Origin of the sequence: Acidiphilium cryptum JF-5 (assembly GCF_000016725.1) — a bacterium.
In the GTDB taxonomy this organism is placed as follows: domain Bacteria; phylum Pseudomonadota; class Alphaproteobacteria; order Acetobacterales; family Acetobacteraceae; genus Acidiphilium; species Acidiphilium multivorum.
This window is the reverse complement of the sequence record NC_009484.1, coordinates 1,536,532-1,557,738: the sequence shown is the minus strand read 5'-3', so window position 1 is coordinate 1,557,738 and position 21,207 is coordinate 1,536,532. Positions and strand designations below refer to the sequence as shown.

Below are 21,207 nucleotides of genomic sequence, written 5' to 3'. Positions count from 1 at the left end.
CCTGCCGCGCCGTCGCCGAACCGCTACCCCAGCAGGCCGATCAGCCCGTGCAACAGCGCGGCCGGCGTCGGCGGGCAGCCCGGAATCGTGAGCGTGACCGGCAGGACCGACGCCGTGCCCCCGAGGCAATGCGGGCTCGCCGCGAACACCCCGCCATCGCGCCCGCAATCGCCCACGGCAACGACGAATTTCGGCGCCGGCATCGCCTCGTAGGCCAGCCGCGTCGCGGCACTCATGTTCCGCGTCATCGGGCCGGTCACCAGCAGCACATCAGCATGGCGGGGCGAGGCGACCAGTTTCAGCCCGAACCGCTCCAGATCGTAAAGCACGTTGCCGAGGGCGATGATTTCGAGCTCGCAGCCATTGCACGATCCCGCATCCACCGCGCGGATCGCCAGCGACCGGCCGAGCCGCCGCAACGCCGCCCGGTCGAGTTCCGCGACCAGCGCGGCGGTTTCGGCGTCGCGCGGCGGAGCCGGTTCGGTCATCGTGCCGCGATGGAGGCTCTCGAAGAGGGTTCTGCGCATTAAAGGTCGCACCCCGAATAGGCGGCGTTGAAGCTCTTGTTGCAGAGTGGGAAGTCGGCGACGATGTTGCCCTCGATCGACGCTTCCAGCGCCGGCCAGAAAAACCACGACGGATCGCGCAGGAACGCATCCGCCACCACCGCGCCGCGCAGCCGCACCGCGGCGAAGACATCGCCCCTGAACCCTTCCACCAGCGCGCAGCCGAACGCCTCGCCACCGCTCTCCGGCCGTGAGGCGCGAATGTCGCCCTCCGGCAGATCGCCGAGCAACTCGCCGATCAGCGCGACGCTGGCGCGGATCTCGGCGATCCGGATCCGCACCCGCGCATCGACATCGCCGGCCGCAAGCGCGGGCACGTCGGGCGCATGGCGGTCATAGGGCGGGTAGGGCGCATCGCGCCGGGCGTCGAAATCCTGCCCCGCGGCGCGGCCGACATAGCCGCCGCAGCCGAGGCGGCGGGCAAGGTCGGGGGCGAGTCTTCCGGCGGCGACCACCCGGTCCTGCAACGAGGCGGTCTTGCCATAGAGTTCGACCAGTCGCTCGAACCGCCCGCGCCAGGACGGCAATTCGGCAAGCAGGGAAGCGGCGGAAGCCGGCGCCAGATCGGCGGCAACCCCGCCGGGGACGATCCGGTCCATCATCAGCCGGTGGCCGAAGCAGGCCTCGGCCTGGCGCAGGATCGTCTCGCGCAGCGCGCCGGCATGGGCGTTGATCAGCGGGAACCCGGCATCGTTGCAAATCGCGCCGAAATCGCCGGCATGATTGGCGAGGCGTTCGAGCTCGGCCATCACCCCGCGCAGCACTGACGCCCGCTTCGGCACGACAACCCCGAGTGCCGCCTCGACCGCGCGGGCAAAGGCCCACGCATAGGCCACGGTCGAATCGCCCGAAACCCGCCCGGCGAGACGCAACGCCGCATCCGGTGTCGCTCCCCGCATCAGCCCGAGCGTGCCCTTGTGCGTGTAGCCGAGCCGCGCCTCCAGCCGTACGATCGTCTCGCCGTTCACCGTGAAGCGGAAATGGCCCGGCTCGATCGTCCCGGCATGGATCGGCCCCACCGGTATCCGGTGCAGCCCTTCGCCCTCGGCGGGCAGGAAGGCGAAGTCCCGCTCATGGTCGAGCCAGGGGCGCGGATCGGGCAATCCCTCGGCGCGGAGCCCGCTCGCATCCTGCAAGGCCCGCTCCATCAGGATCGCCCCCGGATGATGCCGCCCGATCGACGGATAGGAACCGTCCTCCGCGCGCAGGGCGATCACCGCGAGATCGCTCCCGTTGGGCCGCCGTGTCGCCAGATGAACGCGCGCCCCCGCATCATCCCGCGCCGCCCAGAGCGCGACCAGCACGCGCTCCCCCGAAGCGAGTGCAGCACCTGTCGCGTGCCATCCGGCGGCGTCGACCATCGGCGGCGCGTCAGCCGAGCAGGGCGGCGGCATGGGCGAACCAGTCATACAGAAATCCCGGCAGCGCGATGCCGACGGCAAGCACGAGGCCGAGATGCAGCAGCAGCGGGGTCGCCGCGGCGGAACTCGGCGCGTTGCCCGGGCTCGGCGCGCCGAAACACAGCCCGGTCATCCGCAGCAGCAGCGCGCCGAAGGCAAGCAGGATGCCGAGACCGAGCAGCACCGCGAGCAGCGGGGCGCGGGCGAAGGTCGAGGTGATCAGCAGGAATTCCGAGGTGAAGATGCCGAAGGGCGGCAGGCCCGCGATCGCCGCGATGCCCGCCACGAGCGTCCAGCCGAGAAAGGGATGGCTCGCCGTCAGCCCGCTGATCTCGGCGATCTTCTGCGTCCCCTTGGCCTGCGCCACATGCCCGACCGCGAAAAAAATCGCCGACTTGGTCAGGCTGTGCATCGCCATCTGCAACAGCCCGGCGAGATTGCCGATCGGCCCGCCAATGCCGAAGGCGAAGGTGATGATGCCCATGTGCTCGATCGAGGAATAGGCGAACAGGCGTTTGATGTCGCGCCGCCGGTAGAGCATGATCGCGGCGAAGAACAGCGTGGCGAGGCCGAAACCCTCCATCAGCGTCCCGGCGGCGATGCTGGCATGGCTCGCCGCGAGCAGGATCTTGAAGCGCAGCAGCGCATAGAGCGCCACATTCAGCAGCAGGCCGGACAGCACGGCCGAAATCGGCGTCGGCCCCTCGGCATGGGCGTCCGGCAGCCAGGCATGCATCGGCACCAGCCCGGCCTTGGTGCCATAGCCGATCAGCAGGAACACGAACCCGACATCGAGCAGGGCCGGGTCGAGTGCGGCGGCATGGCGGAGCAGGCCGGTCCATTGCATCGCCTTCATCCCGCCGCCGAGCGCCGGCTGGGCTGCGAGATAGACCAGGATCGTGCCGAACAGCGCCAGCGCGATGCCGACGCTGCCGAGGATGAGATATTTCCACGACGCCTCGATCGCCGCCGGGGTGCGGTAGATCCCCACCATCATCACCGTCGACAGCGTGGCGAGTTCGACGCCGAACCACATCAGGCCGAGATTGTTGCTGACCAGCGCGAGATTCATGCCGAGCATCATCGCCTGGTACATCGCGTGGTAGAGCCGCAGGTGATGCGGCGCGAGGCGGCCGGTGCCGATCTCGTGGCCGATATAGCTCGCGCTGAACAGGCTGGTGGTGAACCCGACCAGCCCGTTCAGCAGCAGGAAGGCGATGTTCAGCCCATCCACGAGAAACAGCCCGTCCGGCGCCGGCCGGTGGAACAGCAGCACGGCGGCGGCGGCCACCGTCGCGCAACTCGCCAGCGCGTTCAGCCGCGCCGCCAGCCGCCACGACGGCACGAAGGCGAGCAGCAGCATGGCACCGGCCGGAATGGCGAGGGTGGCGATCACCGCGGCGAAGGCCGCGCCCGTCATCGCAGCTCTCCGCGGAACGCGTCCAGTGCGGCGCTGTCCACCGTGTCGAACCGCTCGCGGATGCGGAAGAGAAACACGCCGATCACGATGAAGGCGATCAGGATCGAGAAGGCGACGCTGATCTCCACCACCAGCGGCATGCCCTGCGCCCCCGCGGCGGCGAGGATCAGCCCGTTCTCCAGCATCATGAATCCCGCGATCTGGCTCACCGCGTTGCGCCGCGTCACCATCATCAGCATGCCGATCAGGATGACCGACAGCGCGAGAGCCAGATCCTCCCGCGCCAGCGCGTTGGCCTGGGCGGCGGTGCGCAGCATCACCAGCAGCGACAGCGCGACGAGCCCGATCCCGGCCAGCATCGTCAGGCTGATCCCGCCCACCGTCTCGACCTCGCGATGGATGTCGAGCCGCTCGATGATGCGGTGCAGCGCGAGCGGGATCGCCACCGCCTTGAACCCGATCGCGATCGCCGCGGTGATGTAGAGTTCCGGCGCCCGCTGCAGCCAGGCCTGCCAGCCGACCGCCACACCGAGCAGGGCGGCGTGCAGCGCCAGCACATTGACCAGCGCCGGCAGCCGGTCCTGATACAGCATCATCAGGCTGACCAGCACCAGCGCGCCGGCGAGCACATGGGCAAGGCCGAAGGCGGTTGCGCCGGGCGTAAAGGGGGCGAGCATCAGGGTCATAGCGAGGCCGACATGAACAACAGCAGCGTGCCGAGCAGGCCGAGCATCAGTGCTGCGCCGACGAAATTCGGAATCCGGAAGACCCGCATCTTGGCGATCGTCGTCTCGAACCCGGCCAGCGCCACCGCGCCGGCGCCGAGCTTGCCGGCATAGCTCAGAAGCCCGAGCGCAAGGGAAGCGGGCCCGGCCCCCGGCGGCGCGATGCCGAACGGCGCGAAGATGCAGGCGATCAGCGACATGTAGAGCAGCAGCCGCATCGCCCCGGCCAGCTCGATCAGTGCCAGGTGCCGGCCGGAATATTCCAGCACCATCGCCTCGTGCACCATGGTCAGTTCGAGATGCGTCGCCGGATTGTCGACCGGGAAGCGCCCGGTCTCGGTCAGCCCCACCATCACCAGCGCGACCAGGCCGAGCGCGAGCGACAGCCTGAGCCCCTCGGCGCCGGAATGCATGAAGGTGGCGATCGCCGAAAGCTGGCTGGTGCCGGCGACAAGCGCGACGGTGAAGACGATCATCAGCATCGCCGGCTCGGCGAGCGAGGCGAGCATCGCCTCCCGGCTCGCGCCGATACCGCCGAAGGCGGTGCCGGAATCAAGCGCCGCCAGCATCTGGAAGAAGCGGGCGCTGCCGAGCAGGGCTGCGATCACGATCAGGTCGCCCGACCAGGAGAATTGCAGATTGGTCGCGAATTCCGGCACCAGCGCCGCAGCGACCCAGGTGGCGGCGAAGATCACGTAAGGGGAGACACGGAACAGCCACGATGATGCCTCGGGCACCACCGCCTCCTTCGCCACCAGCCGGGCGAGATCGCGATAAACTTGCAGCAGCGGCGGCCCGGCGCGGCGCTGCAACCGCGCCTTGACCTTGCGCACGAAGCCGGTGAGCAGTGGCGCCGCCGCCAGCGCGATCGCCATTTCGAGCGCCTGCAGGGCAAGATGCACGATCAGGCCCATAACGCCACCGTCGCGAGCAGGATCAGCAGCGTCACGAACACCATCGCGAGATAGCGCCGTATGGTCAGGAACTGCAGCCGGTTGGCGCGGTCGGCGGCGCGGTTGACCAGTGCGGCGAGCGCCAGCGCGCCGCCATCCCATGCCGGATCGGTGATACGGCTGGCGAAGCGCGCCGGCGCGGCCATCCCCGGCGGTGGCATCGCCACCTCGTCGCGGGCGCGGAACAGCGATGTGGCGAACACGCGGCGGATCGGCTGGCTGAATCCCGCGGGCGAATATTGCGTCCCCGCCGGCAGCGCCGCCCTGCCCTCGGTGAGAAAGCCGCATCCCCAGGGCACCGCCCGGCGCAGAGCGCGCGAGCCGAAGCGGTGCAGCCCCAGCGCCGCGAGGCTGCCGGTCAGCGCGATGAACAGCGCGATCAGCAGCGGATCGTAGGAGCTCTGCCGCGCCGGCACCGGCAGCAGGGTGAGCGCGCTCCAGCCCGGCCGTCCCGGCAGCGATATCCCGACCAGTTCCCTTGCCACCGGCGCAAGATGGCCGAGCACCAGCGCCGGCATCAGCCCGAACACGAGGCAGAGTGAAGCGAGCCCGATCATCGCGGCGCGCGAGATACCGTCGGCCTCATGCGCGCTTGCAGCGGCCGCGCTGCGCGGCCGGCCGAGATAGGCCATGCCGTAGAGCCGGACGAGGCAGGCGCTGGCAAAGGCCGCGGCCAGCGCCAGCAGCGCGCCCGCCGCCGGCACCGCGAGCTTGAGCCCGAATTGCGGCAGCGACGGGCTGAGCAGCACCGCCTGCAACAGCAGCCATTCCGAGGCGAACCCGTTCAGCGGCGGTAGCGCCGCGATCGCCATCGCCGCGACCAGCATCGGCACCGCGCTGATCTGCATCCGGTGGATCAGCCCGCCAAGTTCCGAAAGCCGCCGGGTGCCGGCGCCGTGCTGGATCGCGCCGGCGCCGAAGAACAGCGTGCTCTTGAACAGCATGTGGTTGAAGGCGTGGAACAGCGCGGCGGTGAGCGCGAGGCTCGCGGCCAGCGCCAGGCCGTCGGCCCGGAAGGCGAGGGCGAGGCCGAGCCCGGCGAAGATCAGTCCGATATTCTCGATCGTGCTGTAGGCGAGCACGGTCTTCACATCGTCTTCCAGCAGCGCCTGCAGCACGCCGAGCACGGCGGAAACGGCGCCTGCCGCCAGCACCACGAGCCCCCACCACCAGGCGGCCGGGCCGGCGAGATCGAAGGCGATGCGGATGAAGGCGTAGACCGCCACCTTCGTCATCACCCCGCTCATCAGCGCCGAGACATGGCTCGGTGCGGCGGGATGCGCGCGCGGCAGCCAGACATGCAGCGGCATCAGCCCCGCCTTGGAGCCGGCGCCGAGCAGCGCCAGCAGCATCGCGACCGCCCCTGTCCATTGCGCCCGGTGCGCCGCCGCGATGGAGGCGAATCCGTATGCCCCGTGCGGTCCCGCGAGCAGGCCGAAGGCGAGCAGCAGCATCAGCGTGCCCGCGCTCGCCATCAACAGATAGACGAACCCCGCCAGCCTCGTCTCCGCCCGCGTATGGTCCGCCATCACCAGCGCCCAGGAGGCGAGCGACATCAGCTCCCAGAACAGCAGGAACCCGTAGGCGTCGGCGGCGATCACCACGAGGTTCATCGCCGCGAGGAACACCGGGTAGAAGGGCAGCACCCGCCAGGGCTCCGCCTCGTGTCGCCCGTAGCCGAGCGCATACAGGCTGGCGGCCGCACCGCCGAGATCGACCAGCACGAGGAACGCGGCCGACAGCGGATCGACGGCGAACCGCATGCCGATTCCCGGCAGGCCGAGCGGCAGGGTGATGCCCGGCGCCCCGCCGCCAAGCGATGCGAAGGCCACGCCAAGCGCGATCAGGGACACGGCGAGCGACCCGCCATAGACCACGATGCGCCCGGCATCGCGGCGGGAAAGTGCTGCGCCGGCCGCGCCGAGCGCGAGCCAGGCCAGGGCGCAGAGCAGCAGTGCCGCCGTCACGTCCCGCTCTTGAGGCGCACGCCGCGCCCGCCGCTGGCATCCGAAACATCGCCCGGCCGGATCACCACGATCCCCGCCCGGTCCAGCGCGTCCAGCAGCTTCATCAGCGAATCGACATTGCCGCGGATCACCCCCTCGCTCGCCTCCATCCGCTGGATGGTCGGCAGCGACAGGCCGGACAATTCCGCCAGATCCCGCTGGTCGATGCCGAGCAGGGCGCGCGCCGCCTTCAACTGGCCGGAAGAAATCATGTCTGAAACATCATCTCCTGCGTTTCAGGCATCATAAATAATCGACAGGCCATGCCGATTCGCATTTTGCTCGGAGCAGGAATGCGCCCGGCACGCAGCCGTGCGTGCCGGGCGGCGGGGTCAGGGCCGGGTCAGGAAACGATCCGGTCCGGGTCGCGCAGCACCACGTAGATCGCCGGGATCACCAGCACCGTCAGCAGGGTGGACGAGGCAAGGCCGAACAGCAGCGAGATCGCCAGGCCCTGGAAGATCGGGTCGAGCAGGATCGTCGATGCGCCGATCATCGCCGCGAGCGCGGTCAGCAGGATCGGCCGGAAGCGGATGGCGCCGGCCTCCAGCAGCACCTCGCGCAGCGTCAGCCCCGGCCGCGCGCCGTGGCGGATGAAGTCCACCAGCAGGATCGAGTTCCGCACGATGATGCCGGCCAGCGCGATGAAGCCGATCATCGAGGTGGCGGTGAACTGCGCGTGCAGCAGCCAGTGCCCGGGCATGATGCCGATCAGCGTCAGCGGCACCGGGGTGAGCACCAGCAGCGGCACCTTGAAGCTGCGGAACTGCGCGACCACCAGCACGTAGATGCCGAGCAGCGCGACGAGGAACGCCGCCCCCATGTCGCGGAACGTGACATAGGTGATCTCCCACTCGCCGTCCCAGAGCAGGGTCGGGTGCGCCTCGCTCGCCGGCTGGCCGCGGAAGCTGATTGTCGGTTTCGGCAGCTTGCCCCAGTCATGCTGGTTGATCAGCTTGTCCACCGCGAACATCGCATAGATCGGCGCCTCGAACTTCCCGTCCAGCTCGGCGGTGACCATGTCGGCGAAATGCCCGTCGCGCCGGTAGAGCACGCGCGATCCCTCCGTGCGCGTCACGTGCACCACCTGCCCGAGTTCGACGACCGACTTGTCCGCCGGCACCGCATTGGCCGGCACCGGCGTGTCCGCCAGTTGCTGGCTCCAGTCGAGCGCGTGGTTGGGCAGGCCGATCGCGATCTCGATCGGCAGCCGGTTCTCGCCGCGATAGGAATAGCCGACCTTCATGCCGCCGAAGAGGTCCTGGATCGTGTCATAGACATCGGCCTGCCGCACGCCGAAATATTCCAGCCGGTCCTGGTCGATCGCGATATCCAGCTGCTTCTGCCGATGCCCCCAGGAATCGTCGATATCGACGATATAGGGCACCTTCCTGAACAGCTTCTTCACCTCCCGCGCCACGGCAAGGCGCGTCGCCTCGTTCGGGCCGTAGATCTCGGCGAGCAGGGTGGCGAGCACCGGAGGACCCGGCGGCGCCTCGACCACTTTCAGCACCGCCCCATGCGGCAGGGGCAGACGTTTCAGCAGGCGCCGGCGCAGCTCGCCCGCGATCTGGTGGCTCTGCTGCGAGCGGTCGCCCTTCGGCGTCAGCATCACATGCAGGTCGCCCTGCCAGGGCTGGTCGCGCAGGTAGTAATGCCGCACCAGCCCGTTGAAGTCGAAGGGCTGCGGCGTGCCGGCATACACCTGCAGGGCCCGCACCTCGGGCATCGTCTCGGCGATCCGCGCCGCGGCGAACAGCGTCTGCTCGGTCTGCTGCACGGTGCTGCCGGCGGGCAGGTCGAGCAGCACGTTCAGGCTCGACTTGTTGTCGAACGGCAGCAGCTTCACCGTCACCGCCTCGGTGTAAAACATCGCGCAGGCGGCGATCGTGGCGATGCCGACCAGGGCGAGAAACAACCCGGCCCGGCGCCGCGTGCGCAGGATCGGTGCGGCAACGGCGCGGTAGAGCCGCCCGAGCCGGTCCGGATGCGCCGCCGCAGCACCCGCCTCATGGGCGAGGGCAGGGGTCGTCAGTTCGAGGAACTCGATTTCTCCCGCCCTGTCTTCCTCGGCGAACCGGTCCCGCCCGGCCAGCTTGTACATCAGCCACGGGGCGATGATCATCGCGACGAAGAACGAGAACGCCATCGCCGCCGAGGCGTTCACCGGGATCGGCGCCATGTATGGCCCCATCAGCCCGGAGACGAACAGCATCGGCAGCAGCGCGGCGATCACCGTCAGCGTCGCGACGACGGTCGGGTTGCCCACCTCCGCGACCGCCTCGATCGCCGCCCGCCGGCGCGAGCGCGTGCCCGGCATCGCCCAGTGCCTTGCGATGTTCTCCACCACCACGATCGCATCGTCCACCAGGATGCCGATGGCGAAGATCAGCGCGAACAGGCTCACCCGGTTGATCGAGTAGCCCATCAGTTCCGAGGCGAACACGGTGGCCAGGATGGTCGTCGGAATCACCACCAGCGTCACCACCGCCTCGCGCCAGCCCACCGCGAAGGCGATCAGCACGACGATCGAAATCGTCGCCAGCCCGAGATGGAACAGCAGCTCGTTCGCCTTCTCGTTGGCGGTGCGCCCGTAATCCCGCGTCACCTGCACCGAGATGTCGGAGGGGATGAGCGACCCCTCGAGGCTCTTCACCCGCTTCAGCGCGTCATCGGCCACCACCACGGCGTTGCTGCCCGCGCGCTTGGCCAGCGCCACCGTCACGGCGGGCGCCGTGTGCCAGGCCTTGCCCTCATGGGTGATGGCGAAGACATGGCTCTGCAGCGGCGCCGGCCCGACGACGACATGCGCGACATCCCGCAGATAGACCGGCCGCCCGTCCCGCGTGGTGATCAGCAGCAGGCCGATATCCGGCACGCCGAACAGCGTCTGCCCCGCCGCCACGTCGCGCAGCTCGCCATGGTCGAACACGCGCCCGGCGATGAAGCTGCGGTTGGCATCGGCCACCCGTGAAGCGAGCTGCTGCAGCGTCACGCCGTAGAGCATCAGCTTGTCGGGTTCGGGTTCGACGCGGATCTGCATCGGGTCCGACCCGGCGATGTAGCTGAGCCCGACATTCGGCACCTTGATCAGCTGATCCTGCAGCTTGGTCGCGATCTGCGACAGCGCGCCCTGGGTCCAGTGGGTCGCCGCCCCCGGCTTCGGCGCGAGGGTGAGGGTGAGGATCGCGACATCGTCGATCCCGCGTCCGACCACCAGCGGCGGCGGAATGCCGATCGGGATGCGGTTCATGTTGGCGCGGATCTTGTCGTTCACCCGCACCACGGCGGCGTCCTCGTTGGTCCCCACCCTGAAGCGGGCGGTGACCAGAACCTGGTCGTCGCGGGTCTCGCTGTAGATATGCTTGACGCCCGGAATCGCCTTCAGGATCGTCTCGAGCGGCTTGGTCACGAGTTCCGCGGCATCCGCCGCCTTGAGCCCGTTCGCCTGCACCATCACGTCTACCATCGGGACATGGATCTGCGGGTCCTCGTCGCGCGGAATGGTGGTGATGGCGACCAGCCCGGCCGCCAGCGCCGCGAGCAGGAACAGCGGCGTCAGCGGCGAGCGGATGAAGGCGCGGGCGAGCCGCCCGGAAATGCCGAGCCTCACGGCCGCACCAGCACGTCACCCGGCACCAGGCCGGCGAGGATCTGCAACCCGTCCGGCATCGCGCGGGTCGGCAGCGGCAGCCCCCGCTGCACCGGCGCGTCGATCACGCTGCCATCCTTCTGCCGCAGCCTCACGTAATCCTGGCCGAAGCGGGTGAAGACGAAGCCTGACGGCACCACGATCGTCCGCCGCTCGCCGGCCGGGACGAAAACGCGCACGCGCTCGCCCACGAAGTAGCTGCCGATCCCCTTCACCTCGGCATCGGCGCGCACCTCGCCGGCGACGATCTGCGGATAGACCAGGGTGATGCGGCCGAACCGCGCGCCGGTAAGGCCGAATTCGCCGCCATCCAGCCGCACCATGTCGCCGGCCTTCAGATGCAGCGCGTGCCGCTCGGGGATCCGCAGGCGGAGAATGAAGTTCTGCTCGGCGACCGTGGCGATCGTGTCCCCCGGCAGCACCACCGTGCCGTCGGTCACCGGCACGGTCAGCACCCGCCCGGCGATCGGCGCCAGCACCGCGCCCTCGTCCTGCTGCTGGGCGGCCACGGCGCGCTGCGCGATCCGCGCGCGGAGCGTGCTGGCGGCAACGTCCACCGCCGTCCGCGCCTGGTCGAGCTGCTGGCGCGATACCGCGCCGCTATGCGCCAGCGCCTCGGTGCGCCGCAGATCGGTCTGCGCCTGGACGAGGCTGGCCCGCAGCCCCGTGATCTCGGCATCCAGCGCCTTGATCTGCAATTCGAGCTTCTGGTCATGCACGGTGGCGATGACCTGGCCCGCCGTCACGCTGTCGCCGTCATGCACCGAAAGGGCGGTGACGGTGCCGCCGATCCGCGTGCGCGCCGGCACCACGTTGCGGCTTTCGACGGTGGCGAACACGGCCTTCTGGTCCGGCACCATGCGGGCGGCGACGGTAAAGGTCGAGACGGGTGTTGTGGCGCCCGCCGCCATCCCCGACAGGAGCAGGAGCGGCAGCAGCAGCGAGAGGAGGAATGGCTTGCGGGGCATGCTGTCGTTCCTTGTCGGGGACGGTGCGGCGGGCGGGAGGTCAGCGGCGGTCGACCACCTGGCCGGTGGCGGAATCGAGCGAGACATACGGCATCCCCGCCGCCTTCCACGCCATCATGCCGCCGGCGAGATGAGCGTTCACCGCGATGCCGGCCTCGCGGCACTTCGCCGCCGCCATCGCCGAGCGCTTGCCCGAGCCGCACTGGAAGACGATCGGCTTGCCCGGGTCCTGCGGCAGCATCGCCGGATCGAAGGTGGAGAGCGGGAACAGCATCGCGCCGTGAATGCGCTCCACCGCGAATTCCTGCGGCTCGCGCACATCGACCAGCAGGATGCGTCCGGCGCGCAGGTCGTCATGCACGGTGGCGGGGTCGAGGTCGCGCAGCTTGGAAGGTGTCGTCATGTCGAAATCTCCGTTGTCGATGAAGGATCGGGCACCGCGCAGGTGACGCCCTCCGGGCTACAATAGATTCCGGCAAGGGCCGAAATCACCGTGCGGGCCGGCGCGCTGGCGATCGAATACCGGATGCTCTGCCCTTCGCGCCGGGCGGTCACCAGCCCGTCCTTGCGCAGCAGCGCGAGGTGCTGGGAGACCGCGCTGTCGCGGATCTGCAGGAACGCGACCAACTCGCCCACCGACCGCTCGCCGTCGAGCAGCTGGCAGAGGATGAGCAGGCGGTGCCGGTTGGCCAGCGACTTCAGCAGATCGCTGGCCTCGTCGGCCGCCAGGTTCATCGCGTCGATATCCAGTTTCATACTTGCGTATATACGAATATATGCATATATTGTCAAACGTGGCGGCGCCGGATCGACCGGCTGCACCGCGCTTTCGCAGTTTTCTCCCGGCTGCCGGCGCGGGCGTTGATCCAGGTCAAGCCGGCGTCGCCGCAAACCAATTAACATCCCTCCGGGCGCGGCGGAGCGCCGCCTTCGCCGGAGCGCTCGGAAAGGCAGGAAAGCATGGCAGAGATTGTGGTCCTTGGGGCGGGGCTTGGCGGCACGCTCGCCGCGTTCGAAACCGCGGGACAGATCCGGCCGGAAGACAGGATCACGCTGATCGGCGAGCGGAACACGTTCCAGTTCACCCCGTCCAACCCCTGGGTCGCCGTCGGCTGGCGCGAGCGCGCCGACATCGAGGTCTCGCTCGACAAGGTGACGCGCCGCAAGAACATCATCTTCCGCACCGAGGGCGCCGCCCGCGTGCATCCGGCCGAAAACCGCGTCGAGCTCAATGGCGGCGAGAGCATTCCCTACGATTATCTCATCATCGCCACCGGCCCCGAACTCGCCTTCGACGAGATTCCCGGCTGCGGCCCCGGGCAGAACACCGTCTCGATCTGCCAGACCGACCACGCCGCCGCCGCTTTCGAGGCGTTCGAGCGCTTCTGCGCCAATCCGGGGCCGGTCGTCGTCGGCGCGGTGCAGGGCGCGTCCTGCTTCGGCCCGGCCTACGAATTCGCCTTCATCCTCGATCGCGAACTGCGCAAGCGACGCCTGCGCAGCAAGGTGCCGATGACCTTCGTCACCTCCGAACCCTATATCGGCCATCTCGGGCTCGATGGCGTGGGCGACACCAAGTCGCTGATGGAGAGCGAGCTGCGCCACCGCCACATCAAATGGATCACCAACGCGAAGATCGCCGCGGTGGATGCCGAAAAGGTGGTGGCCGAGGAAGTCGGCGCGGACGGCCAGACGATCGCAACCCACGAGCTGCCCAGCCGCTTCACCATGTTCCTGCCCGCCTTTCGCGGCGTGCCGGCGCTGCGCGGCATCGAGGGGCTGGTCAATCCGCGCGGCTTCGTGCTGATCGACGAGCACCAGCGCAACCAGACCTATCCGAACGTCTTCAGCGTCGGCGTCTGCGTCGCGATCCCGCCGGTGGGCAAGACGCCGGTGCCGGTCGGCGTGCCGAAGACAGGTTTCATGATCGAATCGATGGTCACCGCCACCGCCCACAATATCGGCGCGCTGCTGCGCGGCGAGGCGCCGCACGCGCGGGCGACGTGGAACGCCGTCTGCCTTGCCGATTTCGGCGATGGCGGCGTGGCCTTCGTCGCCCAGCCGCAGATCCCGCCGCGCGACGTCAACTGGGCCTCGACCGGCGCCTGGGTGCATCTCGCGAAAGTCGCCTTCGAGAAGTATTTCCTCCGCAAGATCCGCGCCGGCGAGAGCGAGCCCTTCTACGAGCGGTTCCTGATGAAGCAGCTCAACATCACGAAGATTCACCACAACGACCGCAAGCCGGCGAAAGGCGCGGGCCATGGCTGACGCAACCCATCTCGTCTGTCCGCATTGCGGCGCGGTGAACCGCATCCCGCCGGCGCGCCCGGCGCAGGCCGCGCAATGCGGCGCCTGCCACCGCAAGCTGTTCGACGGCCATCCCGTCGAGGTCGACCAGGCCGGCTTCGAGCGCCACGCCGAGCGGGACGGGATTCCCCTCCTGCTCGATGTCTGGGCGCCCTGGTGCGGACCGTGCCGGATGATGGCGCCGCAATTCGAGCAGGCGGCCACCATCCTCGAACCGGAGGTCCGGCTGCTCAAGCTCAATGCCGACGAGGCGCCGGAGATCTCCGCCCGCCTCGGCGTGCGCGGCATCCCGGCGCTGTTCCTGCTCAGGGGCGGTCGGGTCATCGGCCAGAGCGCCGGGGCCATGAGCGCTCAGGCGATCGTCGATTTCGCGCGCCGCCACCTCGCGGCGGCGGCGTGATGTTCAGAGCATCATCCGATCAGATGGAGTTATCTGATCGGATAAAGATGCTCAGGTTATCAATATGATGGAGCACGACATCCGATCCAGCAGGATCGGAAAGTGCTCCAGGGCAAGGGACATGCTGTCATGAATGTGGACAAGACCGTTCTCAGCTTCGCGGGTTTCATGGTGCTGCTCAGTCTCGCGCTGGGCTGGCTGGTGAGCCCGTGGTTCTACGTCCTCACCGCGCTGGTGGGGCTCAACCTGTTCCAGGCCGGTATCACCGGCTTCTGCCCCGCCGCCATGCTGCTGCGGCGGCTTGGCATGAAGCCGGGCTGCGCCTTCCGCTGAGCCGTCCCCGGCCGCTCAGCGATAGCGGCCGTGGCGTTGCAGCACCTCGATCTGGTATCCATCCGGATCGGCAACGAAAAAGAACCGCGCGAGCAGGGTGCCATCGCGCCTGAACTCGACGATCTTGCGCGGCGCCCAGCCCGCCGCCTCGAAGCGCGCGTGCTCGGCGTCGAGATCGTCGACGCAGAAGGCGATATGGCCATAGCCATCGCCGAGCGCATAGGGTTCGGTGCGGCCCTTGTTGATCGTCAGTTCGAGTTCGAAATCATTTTCCGCATTGCTCATGTAGACCAGCGTGAACGTGTCGAAATCGAGCCGATCTGCGATCTCCAGGCCGAAAGCCTGCGCGTAGAACGCGATCGAGCGCGCCTCGTCGAGCACGCGGATCATGCTGTGGATCGCTTTGGCCATGCGTCGTCTCTCCTTTTCTCCGATGCGGGTTATACGGGCGTCCCGCCCGCAGCCCAACCCGTCCATCCCGCGGCTTCCGCGGCGGCCCGGCTTTGACCTGAAGCAGAACAGAACCCGCGCACGGTCGTTCCGTTTCTGAGCAGCGAGCGCCAGGCGCGATCACCGGTCCGGCACGAAATCCTTCGGTTCCGGTTGTCCTTGCCGCGCTGGCACCGCGTTTGCACGGGTTGTGCCTGAACCGGGTCATGAACCCGAAGCCGGCGCCACCAAGGCGGCGGCAGGGAGGAACGATGTGCAATCTTCTGCAAGGCCGCGACCCTGCGGATTTCGCCCAGACCAGCCGCTCGGTCCGGCTCTCCGGCCGGTCGACCAGCGTGCGGCTCGAACGCGTCTTCTGGGACGCGCTGGGCGAGATCGCCACGGCGGAAGGCGTCTCCGTCCCGCGCCTGATCGCCCTGCTCCACGATGAGGCGGAGGACTGGTTCGGCGATATCGACAATCTCGCCTCGCTGCTGCGCGCCGCGTGCATTCTCTATCGCCGGCGGAGCCCCTGAAACGCCGTCAGGACGGCGCCGTCTCGCTGCCGATCCGGTTCTCCGCGATCCAGCGCGCGGCGAGCACAAGCGTGCCCATCGTGAATTCCCGCCCGTGCCGCGCCACCATCTCTTCCGAAAGCTGGGCAACGCGCTGGAAGAACTCGTCCTTGCTCCGTTCCTCGTCGGTCATCTGCACCTGCATGTCCGTCTCCCTTTCTCCGCCTGTGGTCATTTGAACATCCGGTCCGGAAACGCCGTGATGCTCACCATCCCGTCCGCCCCGATGGCGGCGAGGTGGTGCCCGTCAGCCGACCAGCCGAGTGCCGTCACTGCGCTGCCGCCGGGGCGCACGAGCAGTTCGTCCCGCCCGCCGATCTGGACGAGCAGGATCTGGCCGTTGGCGTAACCCGCCGCGACGAGCGGCCGCGCCGGATGGGCCGCAACGCTCTCCACCGCCACCAGCCCCGCCCGGCCGCTGACCAGCGCGCCGGTCATGTCGCCATCGAGCGGCGGCGTCGCCATCGACCAGGCGGCGACGCGAAACGCCCCGGATGCCACGAACGCCGCGGCCGGCCCGCTCCAGGCGGCATCGCGCGTCGCCATCGGAAACCCGGTGACGGTGCCGCTGCGTCCGCCCTCGCAATCGATCATCAGGAACCCGCCCTCGGCCAGCGTGCAGGCGAGCCAGGCCTCGTCCTCCCGCCAGGCGAGCGACAGCGGGCGCGACAGCAGGCCAAACACCATTGGCGCCCGGCCGCTGCCGTCGATCGCCACGATGCTCAGGCTCTCGCTCCGCGCAATGGCGAGATGCCGTCCGGAGGGCGAGAGGCGGATGCCGACGATCTCGCCTTCGCCATCGTCGGCCAGCTCGTCGGATAGCGCACCCACGCCCTGGCACAGCTGCACGGCGTCGCTGCCCGCGACCGCGGTGATCGCCACCGCAGCCGCATGATCAAGCGCGATCACCGGGCCGTCGATCCGCGCCCGCGTGCCGCGCAACGCGCCGTCCGCCCCCAGCACGACGATCTCGCCGTCCCGTGTGCCGGCCAGAAAGCCGCCGCCATCGCCGGCCGCGATCGGCGGCGCGCCGTCATGCAGGGAAGGCGAGATGGCAAGCGGTGCGGGTGGTCGCGCGCGCGGGCGGATCGTCGCCTGCCCGACATCGCCGCTGATCCGGATCCGCGTCTCCGGCGGTTCGGGATCCTCGATCGCCGCCACCGCCACCGTGCCGTCGGCGCAGGCAAAGGCGACGGCCGTGCCATCGCCGCCGAAGCACAGCGCGCCGGCCGGCGCTCCGCAGTGCCAGACGCGTCCGAGCAGATCGAAAAGGGTGAGCGTTCGCGGGCCTGCCTGGTTCATCGCACCTTTCCTCCGTTCAGTCGTCCGTCATCGCCGCCAGCAACCGGTCGATCTCGGACATCTCCGCCTCCACCGTCTCGATCCGCATCTCGCACGCGGCCTGCGCATCGCGCAGCGCGGCGGCTTCATCGGTGGCGGCGCGCAACTGCTCCGGCGCCGGCGGCGCATCGCCATCGTCCTCGGCCTCCAGCCGCTGGATGTCGATCTCGATGGCGGCAAGGTTCTGCAACACGCGCAATGCCTCGGCATTCAGCCCGCACATCACGCCGACGAGTTCGAGGCGGCGGCCCAACAGCCGCCGCCGTTCGGCCATCGCGCCGCTCATGGCCTGGCCTCCGGCGGCGCGGGCGCCTCGAAATCGGCGAGCTGCCGCGGCAGGTCGGGAAGCTGGGCGCGGAACCGGGTTTCCGCCATCTCGATATGGCTCCTGAGCTGGTCCCAGATATCGATCCGCAGCAGCGACGACGCATCGCCGATCAGCCGCTCGATCTCGCCGATCCCGAACTGCCGTGAAAGTGCCACGCCGGAAAACACGAATTCCCGCAGCAGGGCGGCATGCCGCTCGATGAACAGCCGGATCATCGGGTGCGTCTCCTGCGTCACTCCGGCCGCGGCGAGGGCATCGGTGATGAATGTCTCGAAATGCCGCTGCATCCTATGCTGGCTCTCGCCGAGAAATGTCATGGTGAACACCAGATCGCGCGACATCAGCCGCATGAGCTGATCGACCGCGTCGTCCTCGTTCCACGTGGATGCAGCCGGATTTCGGGTTCGCCGCTTCTTTTCGGACACCTTCGTCTCCTCGGCCCGATCGGCCGGCAGAGCCGCGCCGATCTTCTGGGGCCAAGACTTAGCTTCCGGTCCGCGGCAAAGTCAATTTGATAACTCATAGAAAAAGACGAAGATGTTCGGAATGACAACAGTATTACAGCTGTCATTTACAGGTGTAAGATTTCTTTACAGCCCATGTGTCCGGCGCAGTGCCGCCCTGTGCCCTAAACGGCCCTGGCGCCGGCTTTGCGCGGCCCGCCCCGCTTGGCACACGACTTGCAGAACATCGGGCAGAAGAAACCCATCGCGCCAGGCGCGGTGCCACAAGAACGAAGGAACGGAGGAAACATGGCTGGCGGCCGACGCGCTTTCGTCGTTGCCAGACCGGATCGTTCGCAGACCTTTGCCGTGATCCACTGGGCGGGCTCGATCCCGCCGACAACTCGAACGGCGGCGTGTGTGGCCGCTTTCCGCCGGGGTCAGGGGACCCGGGCGCAAACAAGGTGGAGGTTTGAAGACATGACGTCCTTGACGCTCAACAAGATTACCTCGCAGCGCGGCATATCCGTCGGCGAGGCGACCAGGAAGATTTCCGACCTCGGGTGGAACCCGACCTATGTCCAGGAAGCGATGACCTTCCCGACGGACTACAAGATCACCAAGGCACCGCGCGATCCGATGAAGCAGGTGCTGCGCTCCTACTTCCCGATGCAGGAAGAGAAGGACAACCGCGTCTACGGCGCGCTCGATGCGGCGCTGCGCGGCGACATGTTCCGCAATGTCGAGCCGCGCTGGGTCGAATGGATGAAGCTGTTCCTGGCGATCATCCCCTTCCCGGAAATCTCGGCGGCGCGCTCGATGGCGATGGTCGCGCGCCTCGCGCCGGGCGAGGATCTGCGCACCGGGTTCACCATGCAGATGGTCGACGAGTTCCGCCACTCGACCATCCAGATGAACCTCAAGAAATGGTACATGGAGAACTACATCGACCCGGCGGGCTTCGACATCACCGAGGAAGCCTTCGGCAAATGCTACGCGACCACAATCGGCCGCCAGTTCGGCGAGGGGTTCATCACCGGCGACACGATGACCGCCGCTTGCATGTATCTCACCGTCGTCGCTGAAACCGCGTTCACCAACACGCTGTTCGTCGCCATGCCTTCCGAGGCCGCCCGCAACGGCGACTACGCGCTGCCGACCGTCTTCCTCTCGGTGCAGTCCGACGAGAGCCGGCATATCGGCAACGGCCACTCGATGCTGATGGCCGCCCTCAAGGAGCCGGACAACCATCTCCTGCTCGAACGCGACCTGCGCTACGCCTTCTGGCAGAACCACGCGATCGTCGATGCCGCGATCGGCACCTTCATCGAATACGGCACCACCAATCGCGACAAGTCGAAGGAATCCTATGCGGAGATGTGGCACCGCTGGATCTTCGAGGATTACTACCGTACCTACATGCTGCCGCTGGAAAAATACGGCATCAAGGTGCATCACGACGACGTCCAGGCCGCCTGGAAGCGCCTGACCGAGAAGCTTTACGTCCACCACGTCGCCCAGTTCTTCGCCGTTGGCTGGCCGGTGAACTTCTGGCGCATCGAGGCCCAGCGCGAGGCCGACTTCGAGTGGTTCGAGCAGAAATATCCGGGCTGGTACGCGAAGTTCGGCGATTTCTGGAAGTGGTACGACAAGCTCAGCCATCGTGGCGAGACGGTCATCACCTTCAACCAGGATGTCGGCTACGTCTATCCGCATCGCTGCTGGAGCTGCCTCGTCCCCTGCCTGATCCGCGAGGACATGGTGGTCGACGAAATCGACGGCAAGCTGCACACCTTCGCCCACGAGCTCGATCGCTGGACCGCCGTCGAGGCCTTCGCCGACGAATATCAGGGCCGCCCGACCCCCGCGATGGGCCGCTTCAGCGGCAAGCGCGAGTGGGAGACGGTCTATCACGGCTGGGATCTCGCGGACGCGATCAAGGATCTCAACTTCGTCCGCTCCGACGGCAAGACCCTGGTGCCCCAGCCGCATCTGCGCTTTGAGGACAGCGAACTGTGGACGCTCGATGACGTGCGCGGCCACACCCTGCTCTCGCCGCTCACCTTGCTGCGGGAGATGAGCCCGGAGGATCGCGCGAAGCATATCGCCGAATATCGCGCGGGCTTCACGATCACGCCGTTCAACTGATCCGGCGCACTTCGCGGGAGCCGTTCGCCCCGGCTCCCGCTTCCTTCTCAACGCGACATCTCCGGCAACCCAGCCGGAGCGTGATGGACTTTCGGGAGATCGGCCAGATGGGTGGTACGCATACGGTCAGGCTCGAACCGGTCGGGGTCGAGTTCGAGGTCGAGGATGGCGAGACGGTGCTCAACGCCGCGTTTCGCCAGGGCATCGCCCTGCCGCATGGCTGCAAGGAGGGCCAGTGTTCGGCCTGCAAGTGCATCCTGACGGATGGCGAGGTCGACATGCTCAGGTACTCGACCTTCGCGCTCAACGACACGGAGCGGGAGAGCGGCCATATCCTGCTCTGCCGCGCGATCGCCTATTCCGACATGGAGGTCGAGCTTCTCAACTATGACGAGGAGGTTCTGTCGCGGTCGATCGCGGTGCGGACCTTCAGCGGCCGGATCAGCGAGATTTCGCGGCTGACGCACGACATTCGCGGAATCACGATCGACCTCGACTCCCCGATCAAGTTCTGGGCCGGACAATATGTCGACATTACCGTCACCACGGAAAAAGGGGAGACGATTACGCGCTCGTTTTCCATGGCAAATACGCCGGACCAAACCAAAAGCCTCTCCTTCATCATCAAGAAATATCCCGAAGGAAAATTCTCCGGAGAACTCGACAGCGGCGGAATCAGGATCGGCGCCGATGTCTCCCTCACCGGGCCCTACGGCACCTGCTTCCGACGGGAAGGACGAACCGGACCGCTGATCCTGGTCGGCGCCGGCTCCGGCATGTCGCCGATCTGGTCGATCCTGAACGACCATTTCGCCAGCGGCGAAAGCCGGCCGGTCTACTTCTTCTACGGCGCGCGCACGCGGGAGGATCTGTTCCATCTGGACCGCATCGCGCAGCTTGCGGACCGCCACCCGGAGCTGGAATTCATCCCCGTTCTCTCGCACGCGAGCGGCGATGCCGGCTGGGAGGGCGAACGCGGCTTCGTGCATGAATGTGTCGACGCCAGGCTGAAGGCGCTCGGCATCGACGGCGAGGGCGACGTCTATGCCTGCGGACCACCCCCCATGATCGATGCGCTGCAGCCGGTGCTGTTCATGAACGGCTTCGAAAACGAGCGCGTCTTCTTTGACAGGTTCACCACATCCTCGAGCGTTCCCGTACCCGCCGGTCACTGATCGCGCGCCGCACGGGCCAACCGAAACCCAGGGAGAGA

22 protein-coding genes are annotated in these 21,207 nt (G+C 67.9%); 6 read left to right on the top strand and 16 right to left on the bottom strand.

The window, feature by feature from the left end; all coding sequences use genetic code 11:
• Positions 1-23 precede the first annotated feature (23 nt).
• From ACRY_RS09420 to ACRY_RS09370, 11 genes are all read right to left on the bottom strand, one after another.
• Positions 24-527 (bottom strand): NADH-quinone oxidoreductase subunit B family protein, encoded by a 504-nt coding sequence (locus ACRY_RS09420; protein ID WP_011942214.1) that lies wholly within the window; start codon positions 525-527, stop codon positions 24-26.
• Entirely contained in the window at positions 527-1,975 is a 1,449-nt protein-coding gene (locus ACRY_RS09415) for an NADH-quinone oxidoreductase subunit C (RefSeq protein WP_011942213.1), read from the bottom strand. Before ACRY_RS09415 ends, ACRY_RS09420 begins: the two co-directional genes overlap by 1 nt.
• A complete protein-coding gene (locus ACRY_RS09410; RefSeq protein WP_007421801.1) occupies positions 1,938-3,386 on the bottom strand; it encodes a hydrogenase 4 subunit F in 1,449 nt (482 codons plus the stop codon). The genes ACRY_RS09415 and ACRY_RS09410 overlap by 38 nt, the downstream gene beginning before the upstream one ends.
• Complete coding sequence (locus ACRY_RS09405) at positions 3,383-4,072, bottom strand: hydrogenase-4 component E (RefSeq protein ID WP_011942212.1); 690 nt, start codon at positions 4,070-4,072, stop codon at positions 3,383-3,385. Before ACRY_RS09405 ends, ACRY_RS09410 begins: the two co-directional genes overlap by 4 nt.
• Positions 4,069-5,025, bottom strand: coding sequence for a respiratory chain complex I subunit 1 family protein (locus ACRY_RS09400; RefSeq protein WP_011942211.1), 957 nt, complete (start codon positions 5,023-5,025; stop codon positions 4,069-4,071). The genes ACRY_RS09405 and ACRY_RS09400 overlap by 4 nt, the downstream gene beginning before the upstream one ends.
• The gene (gene hyfB / locus ACRY_RS09395) at positions 5,016-7,031 is read right to left on the bottom strand and encodes a hydrogenase 4 subunit B (protein ID WP_011942210.1); all 2,016 of its coding nucleotides are present in this window, start codon (positions 7,029-7,031) and stop codon (positions 5,016-5,018) included. Before hyfB ends, ACRY_RS09400 begins: the two co-directional genes overlap by 10 nt.
• A complete protein-coding gene (locus ACRY_RS09390) occupies positions 7,028-7,282 on the bottom strand; it encodes a helix-turn-helix domain-containing protein (RefSeq protein WP_007421805.1) in 255 nt (84 codons plus the stop codon). The genes hyfB and ACRY_RS09390 overlap by 4 nt, the downstream gene beginning before the upstream one ends.
• A gap of 131 nt (positions 7,283-7,413) precedes the next feature.
• Complete coding sequence (locus tag ACRY_RS09385; RefSeq protein ID WP_011942209.1) at positions 7,414-10,683, bottom strand: efflux RND transporter permease subunit; 3,270 nt, start codon at positions 10,681-10,683, stop codon at positions 7,414-7,416.
• Positions 10,680-11,690, bottom strand: a complete 1,011-nt coding sequence (locus ACRY_RS09380; RefSeq protein ID WP_007421807.1) for an efflux RND transporter periplasmic adaptor subunit — start codon at positions 11,688-11,690, stop codon at positions 10,680-10,682. Before ACRY_RS09380 ends, ACRY_RS09385 begins: the two co-directional genes overlap by 4 nt.
• Before the next feature lie 40 nt (positions 11,691-11,730).
• Positions 11,731-12,093 carry a rhodanese-like domain-containing protein gene (locus ACRY_RS09375; protein WP_007421808.1) on the bottom strand — a complete coding sequence of 121 codons (363 nt, stop codon included), beginning with the start codon at positions 12,091-12,093 and terminating at the stop codon, positions 11,731-11,733.
• Positions 12,090-12,425 (bottom strand): ArsR/SmtB family transcription factor, encoded by a 336-nt coding sequence (locus ACRY_RS09370; protein ID WP_231295394.1) that lies wholly within the window; start codon positions 12,423-12,425, stop codon positions 12,090-12,092. Before ACRY_RS09370 ends, ACRY_RS09375 begins: the two co-directional genes overlap by 4 nt.
• A 225-nt stretch (positions 12,426-12,650) precedes the next feature.
• Between ACRY_RS09370 and ACRY_RS09365 the strand changes: the two genes are divergently transcribed.
• The 3 genes from ACRY_RS09365 (at position 12,651) to ACRY_RS09355 (ending at position 14,730) form a co-directional block, all read left to right on the top strand.
• On the top strand, positions 12,651-13,958 hold the full coding sequence (locus ACRY_RS09365; protein WP_011942208.1) for an NAD(P)/FAD-dependent oxidoreductase: 1,308 nt from the start codon (positions 12,651-12,653) through the stop codon (positions 13,956-13,958).
• Positions 13,951-14,397 (top strand): thioredoxin family protein, encoded by a 447-nt coding sequence (locus ACRY_RS09360; protein ID WP_007421811.1) that lies wholly within the window; start codon positions 13,951-13,953, stop codon positions 14,395-14,397. The genes ACRY_RS09365 and ACRY_RS09360 overlap by 8 nt, the downstream gene beginning before the upstream one ends.
• A 129-nt stretch (positions 14,398-14,526) precedes the next feature.
• A complete protein-coding gene (locus ACRY_RS09355; RefSeq protein WP_011942207.1) occupies positions 14,527-14,730 on the top strand; it encodes a YgaP family membrane protein in 204 nt (67 codons plus the stop codon).
• Between the two features lie 15 nt (positions 14,731-14,745).
• On the opposite strand, the gene ACRY_RS09350 is transcribed toward ACRY_RS09355, so the two are convergent.
• Complete coding sequence (locus ACRY_RS09350; protein WP_011942206.1) at positions 14,746-15,141, bottom strand: VOC family protein; 396 nt, start codon at positions 15,139-15,141, stop codon at positions 14,746-14,748.
• Between the two features lie 245 nt (positions 15,142-15,386).
• Here ACRY_RS09350 and ACRY_RS09345 point away from each other — a divergent pair, with 245 nt between their 5' ends.
• Positions 15,387-15,695 (top strand): ribbon-helix-helix domain-containing protein, encoded by a 309-nt coding sequence (locus ACRY_RS09345; RefSeq protein ID WP_007421813.1) that lies wholly within the window; start codon positions 15,387-15,389, stop codon positions 15,693-15,695.
• Between the two features lie 7 nt (positions 15,696-15,702).
• On the opposite strand, the gene ACRY_RS19920 is transcribed toward ACRY_RS09345, so the two are convergent.
• From ACRY_RS19920 to ACRY_RS09330, 4 genes are read right to left on the bottom strand one after another with little or no spacing between them, the layout of a single operon-like run.
• Positions 15,703-15,879, bottom strand: coding sequence for a hypothetical protein (locus tag ACRY_RS19920; protein ID WP_011942204.1), 177 nt, complete (start codon positions 15,877-15,879; stop codon positions 15,703-15,705).
• A 26-nt stretch (positions 15,880-15,905) separates the two neighbouring features.
• Entirely contained in the window at positions 15,906-17,036 is a 1,131-nt protein-coding gene (locus ACRY_RS09340; protein WP_011942203.1) for a WD40 repeat domain-containing protein, read from the bottom strand.
• A 16-nt stretch (positions 17,037-17,052) separates the two neighbouring features.
• The gene (locus ACRY_RS09335; protein ID WP_007421817.1) at positions 17,053-17,361 is read right to left on the bottom strand and encodes a hypothetical protein; all 309 of its coding nucleotides are present in this window, start codon (positions 17,359-17,361) and stop codon (positions 17,053-17,055) included.
• On the bottom strand, positions 17,358-17,828 hold the full coding sequence (locus ACRY_RS09330; RefSeq protein ID WP_011942202.1) for a hypothetical protein: 471 nt from the start codon (positions 17,826-17,828) through the stop codon (positions 17,358-17,360). The genes ACRY_RS09335 and ACRY_RS09330 overlap by 4 nt, the downstream gene beginning before the upstream one ends.
• A 498-nt stretch (positions 17,829-18,326) precedes the next feature.
• Here ACRY_RS09330 and ACRY_RS09325 point away from each other — a divergent pair, with 498 nt between their 5' ends.
• Together ACRY_RS09325 and ACRY_RS09320 are read left to right on the top strand one after the other, a co-directional pair.
• Positions 18,327-19,994 carry an aromatic/alkene/methane monooxygenase hydroxylase/oxygenase subunit alpha gene (locus ACRY_RS09325; RefSeq protein ID WP_011942201.1) on the top strand — a complete coding sequence of 556 codons (1,668 nt, stop codon included), beginning with the start codon at positions 18,327-18,329 and terminating at the stop codon, positions 19,992-19,994.
• A 107-nt stretch (positions 19,995-20,101) separates the two neighbouring features.
• Positions 20,102-21,169 carry an NADH:ubiquinone reductase (Na(+)-transporting) subunit F gene (locus tag ACRY_RS09320; RefSeq protein ID WP_231295393.1) on the top strand — a complete coding sequence of 356 codons (1,068 nt, stop codon included), beginning with the start codon at positions 20,102-20,104 and terminating at the stop codon, positions 21,167-21,169.
• Positions 21,170-21,207: the final 38 nt, after the last annotated feature.

Bases quoted from the DNA above. Each gene is read 5' to 3' on its own strand.
- ACRY_RS09420 (WP_011942214.1), bottom strand. From the start codon at position 527: ATGCGCAGAACCCTCTTCGAGAGCCTCCATCGCGGCACGATGACCGAA.
- ACRY_RS09415 (WP_011942213.1), bottom strand. From the start codon at position 1,975: ATGACTGGTTCGCCCATGCCGCCGCCCTGCTCGGCTGACGCGCCGCCG.
- ACRY_RS09410 (WP_007421801.1), bottom strand. From the start codon at position 3,386: ATGACGGGCGCGGCCTTCGCCGCGGTGATCGCCACCCTCGCCATTCCG.
- ACRY_RS09405 (WP_011942212.1), bottom strand. From the start codon at position 4,072: ATGACCCTGATGCTCGCCCCCTTTACGCCCGGCGCAACCGCCTTCGGC.
- ACRY_RS09400 (WP_011942211.1), bottom strand. From the start codon at position 5,025: ATGGGCCTGATCGTGCATCTTGCCCTGCAGGCGCTCGAAATGGCGATC.
- ACRY_RS09390 (WP_007421805.1), bottom strand. From the start codon at position 7,282: ATGATTTCTTCCGGCCAGTTGAAGGCGGCGCGCGCCCTGCTCGGCATC.
- ACRY_RS09380 (WP_007421807.1), bottom strand. From the start codon at position 11,690: ATGCCCCGCAAGCCATTCCTCCTCTCGCTGCTGCTGCCGCTCCTGCTC.
- ACRY_RS09375 (WP_007421808.1), bottom strand. From the start codon at position 12,093: ATGACGACACCTTCCAAGCTGCGCGACCTCGACCCCGCCACCGTGCAT.
- ACRY_RS09370 (WP_231295394.1), bottom strand. From the start codon at position 12,425: ATGAACCTGGCGGCCGACGAGGCCAGCGATCTGCTGAAGTCGCTGGCC.
- ACRY_RS09365 (WP_011942208.1), top strand. From the start codon at position 12,651: ATGGCAGAGATTGTGGTCCTTGGGGCGGGGCTTGGCGGCACGCTCGCC.
- ACRY_RS09360 (WP_007421811.1), top strand. From the start codon at position 13,951: ATGGCTGACGCAACCCATCTCGTCTGTCCGCATTGCGGCGCGGTGAAC.
- ACRY_RS09355 (WP_011942207.1), top strand. From the start codon at position 14,527: ATGAATGTGGACAAGACCGTTCTCAGCTTCGCGGGTTTCATGGTGCTG.
- ACRY_RS09350 (WP_011942206.1), bottom strand. From the start codon at position 15,141: ATGGCCAAAGCGATCCACAGCATGATCCGCGTGCTCGACGAGGCGCGC.
- ACRY_RS09345 (WP_007421813.1), top strand. From the start codon at position 15,387: ATGAACCCGAAGCCGGCGCCACCAAGGCGGCGGCAGGGAGGAACGATG.
- ACRY_RS19920 (WP_011942204.1), bottom strand. From the start codon at position 15,879: ATGCAGGTGCAGATGACCGACGAGGAACGGAGCAAGGACGAGTTCTTC.
- ACRY_RS09340 (WP_011942203.1), bottom strand. From the start codon at position 17,036: ATGAACCAGGCAGGCCCGCGAACGCTCACCCTTTTCGATCTGCTCGGA.
- ACRY_RS09335 (WP_007421817.1), bottom strand. From the start codon at position 17,361: ATGAGCGGCGCGATGGCCGAACGGCGGCGGCTGTTGGGCCGCCGCCTC.
- ACRY_RS09325 (WP_011942201.1), top strand. From the start codon at position 18,327: ATGACGTCCTTGACGCTCAACAAGATTACCTCGCAGCGCGGCATATCC.
- ACRY_RS09320 (WP_231295393.1), top strand. From the start codon at position 20,102: ATGGGTGGTACGCATACGGTCAGGCTCGAACCGGTCGGGGTCGAGTTC.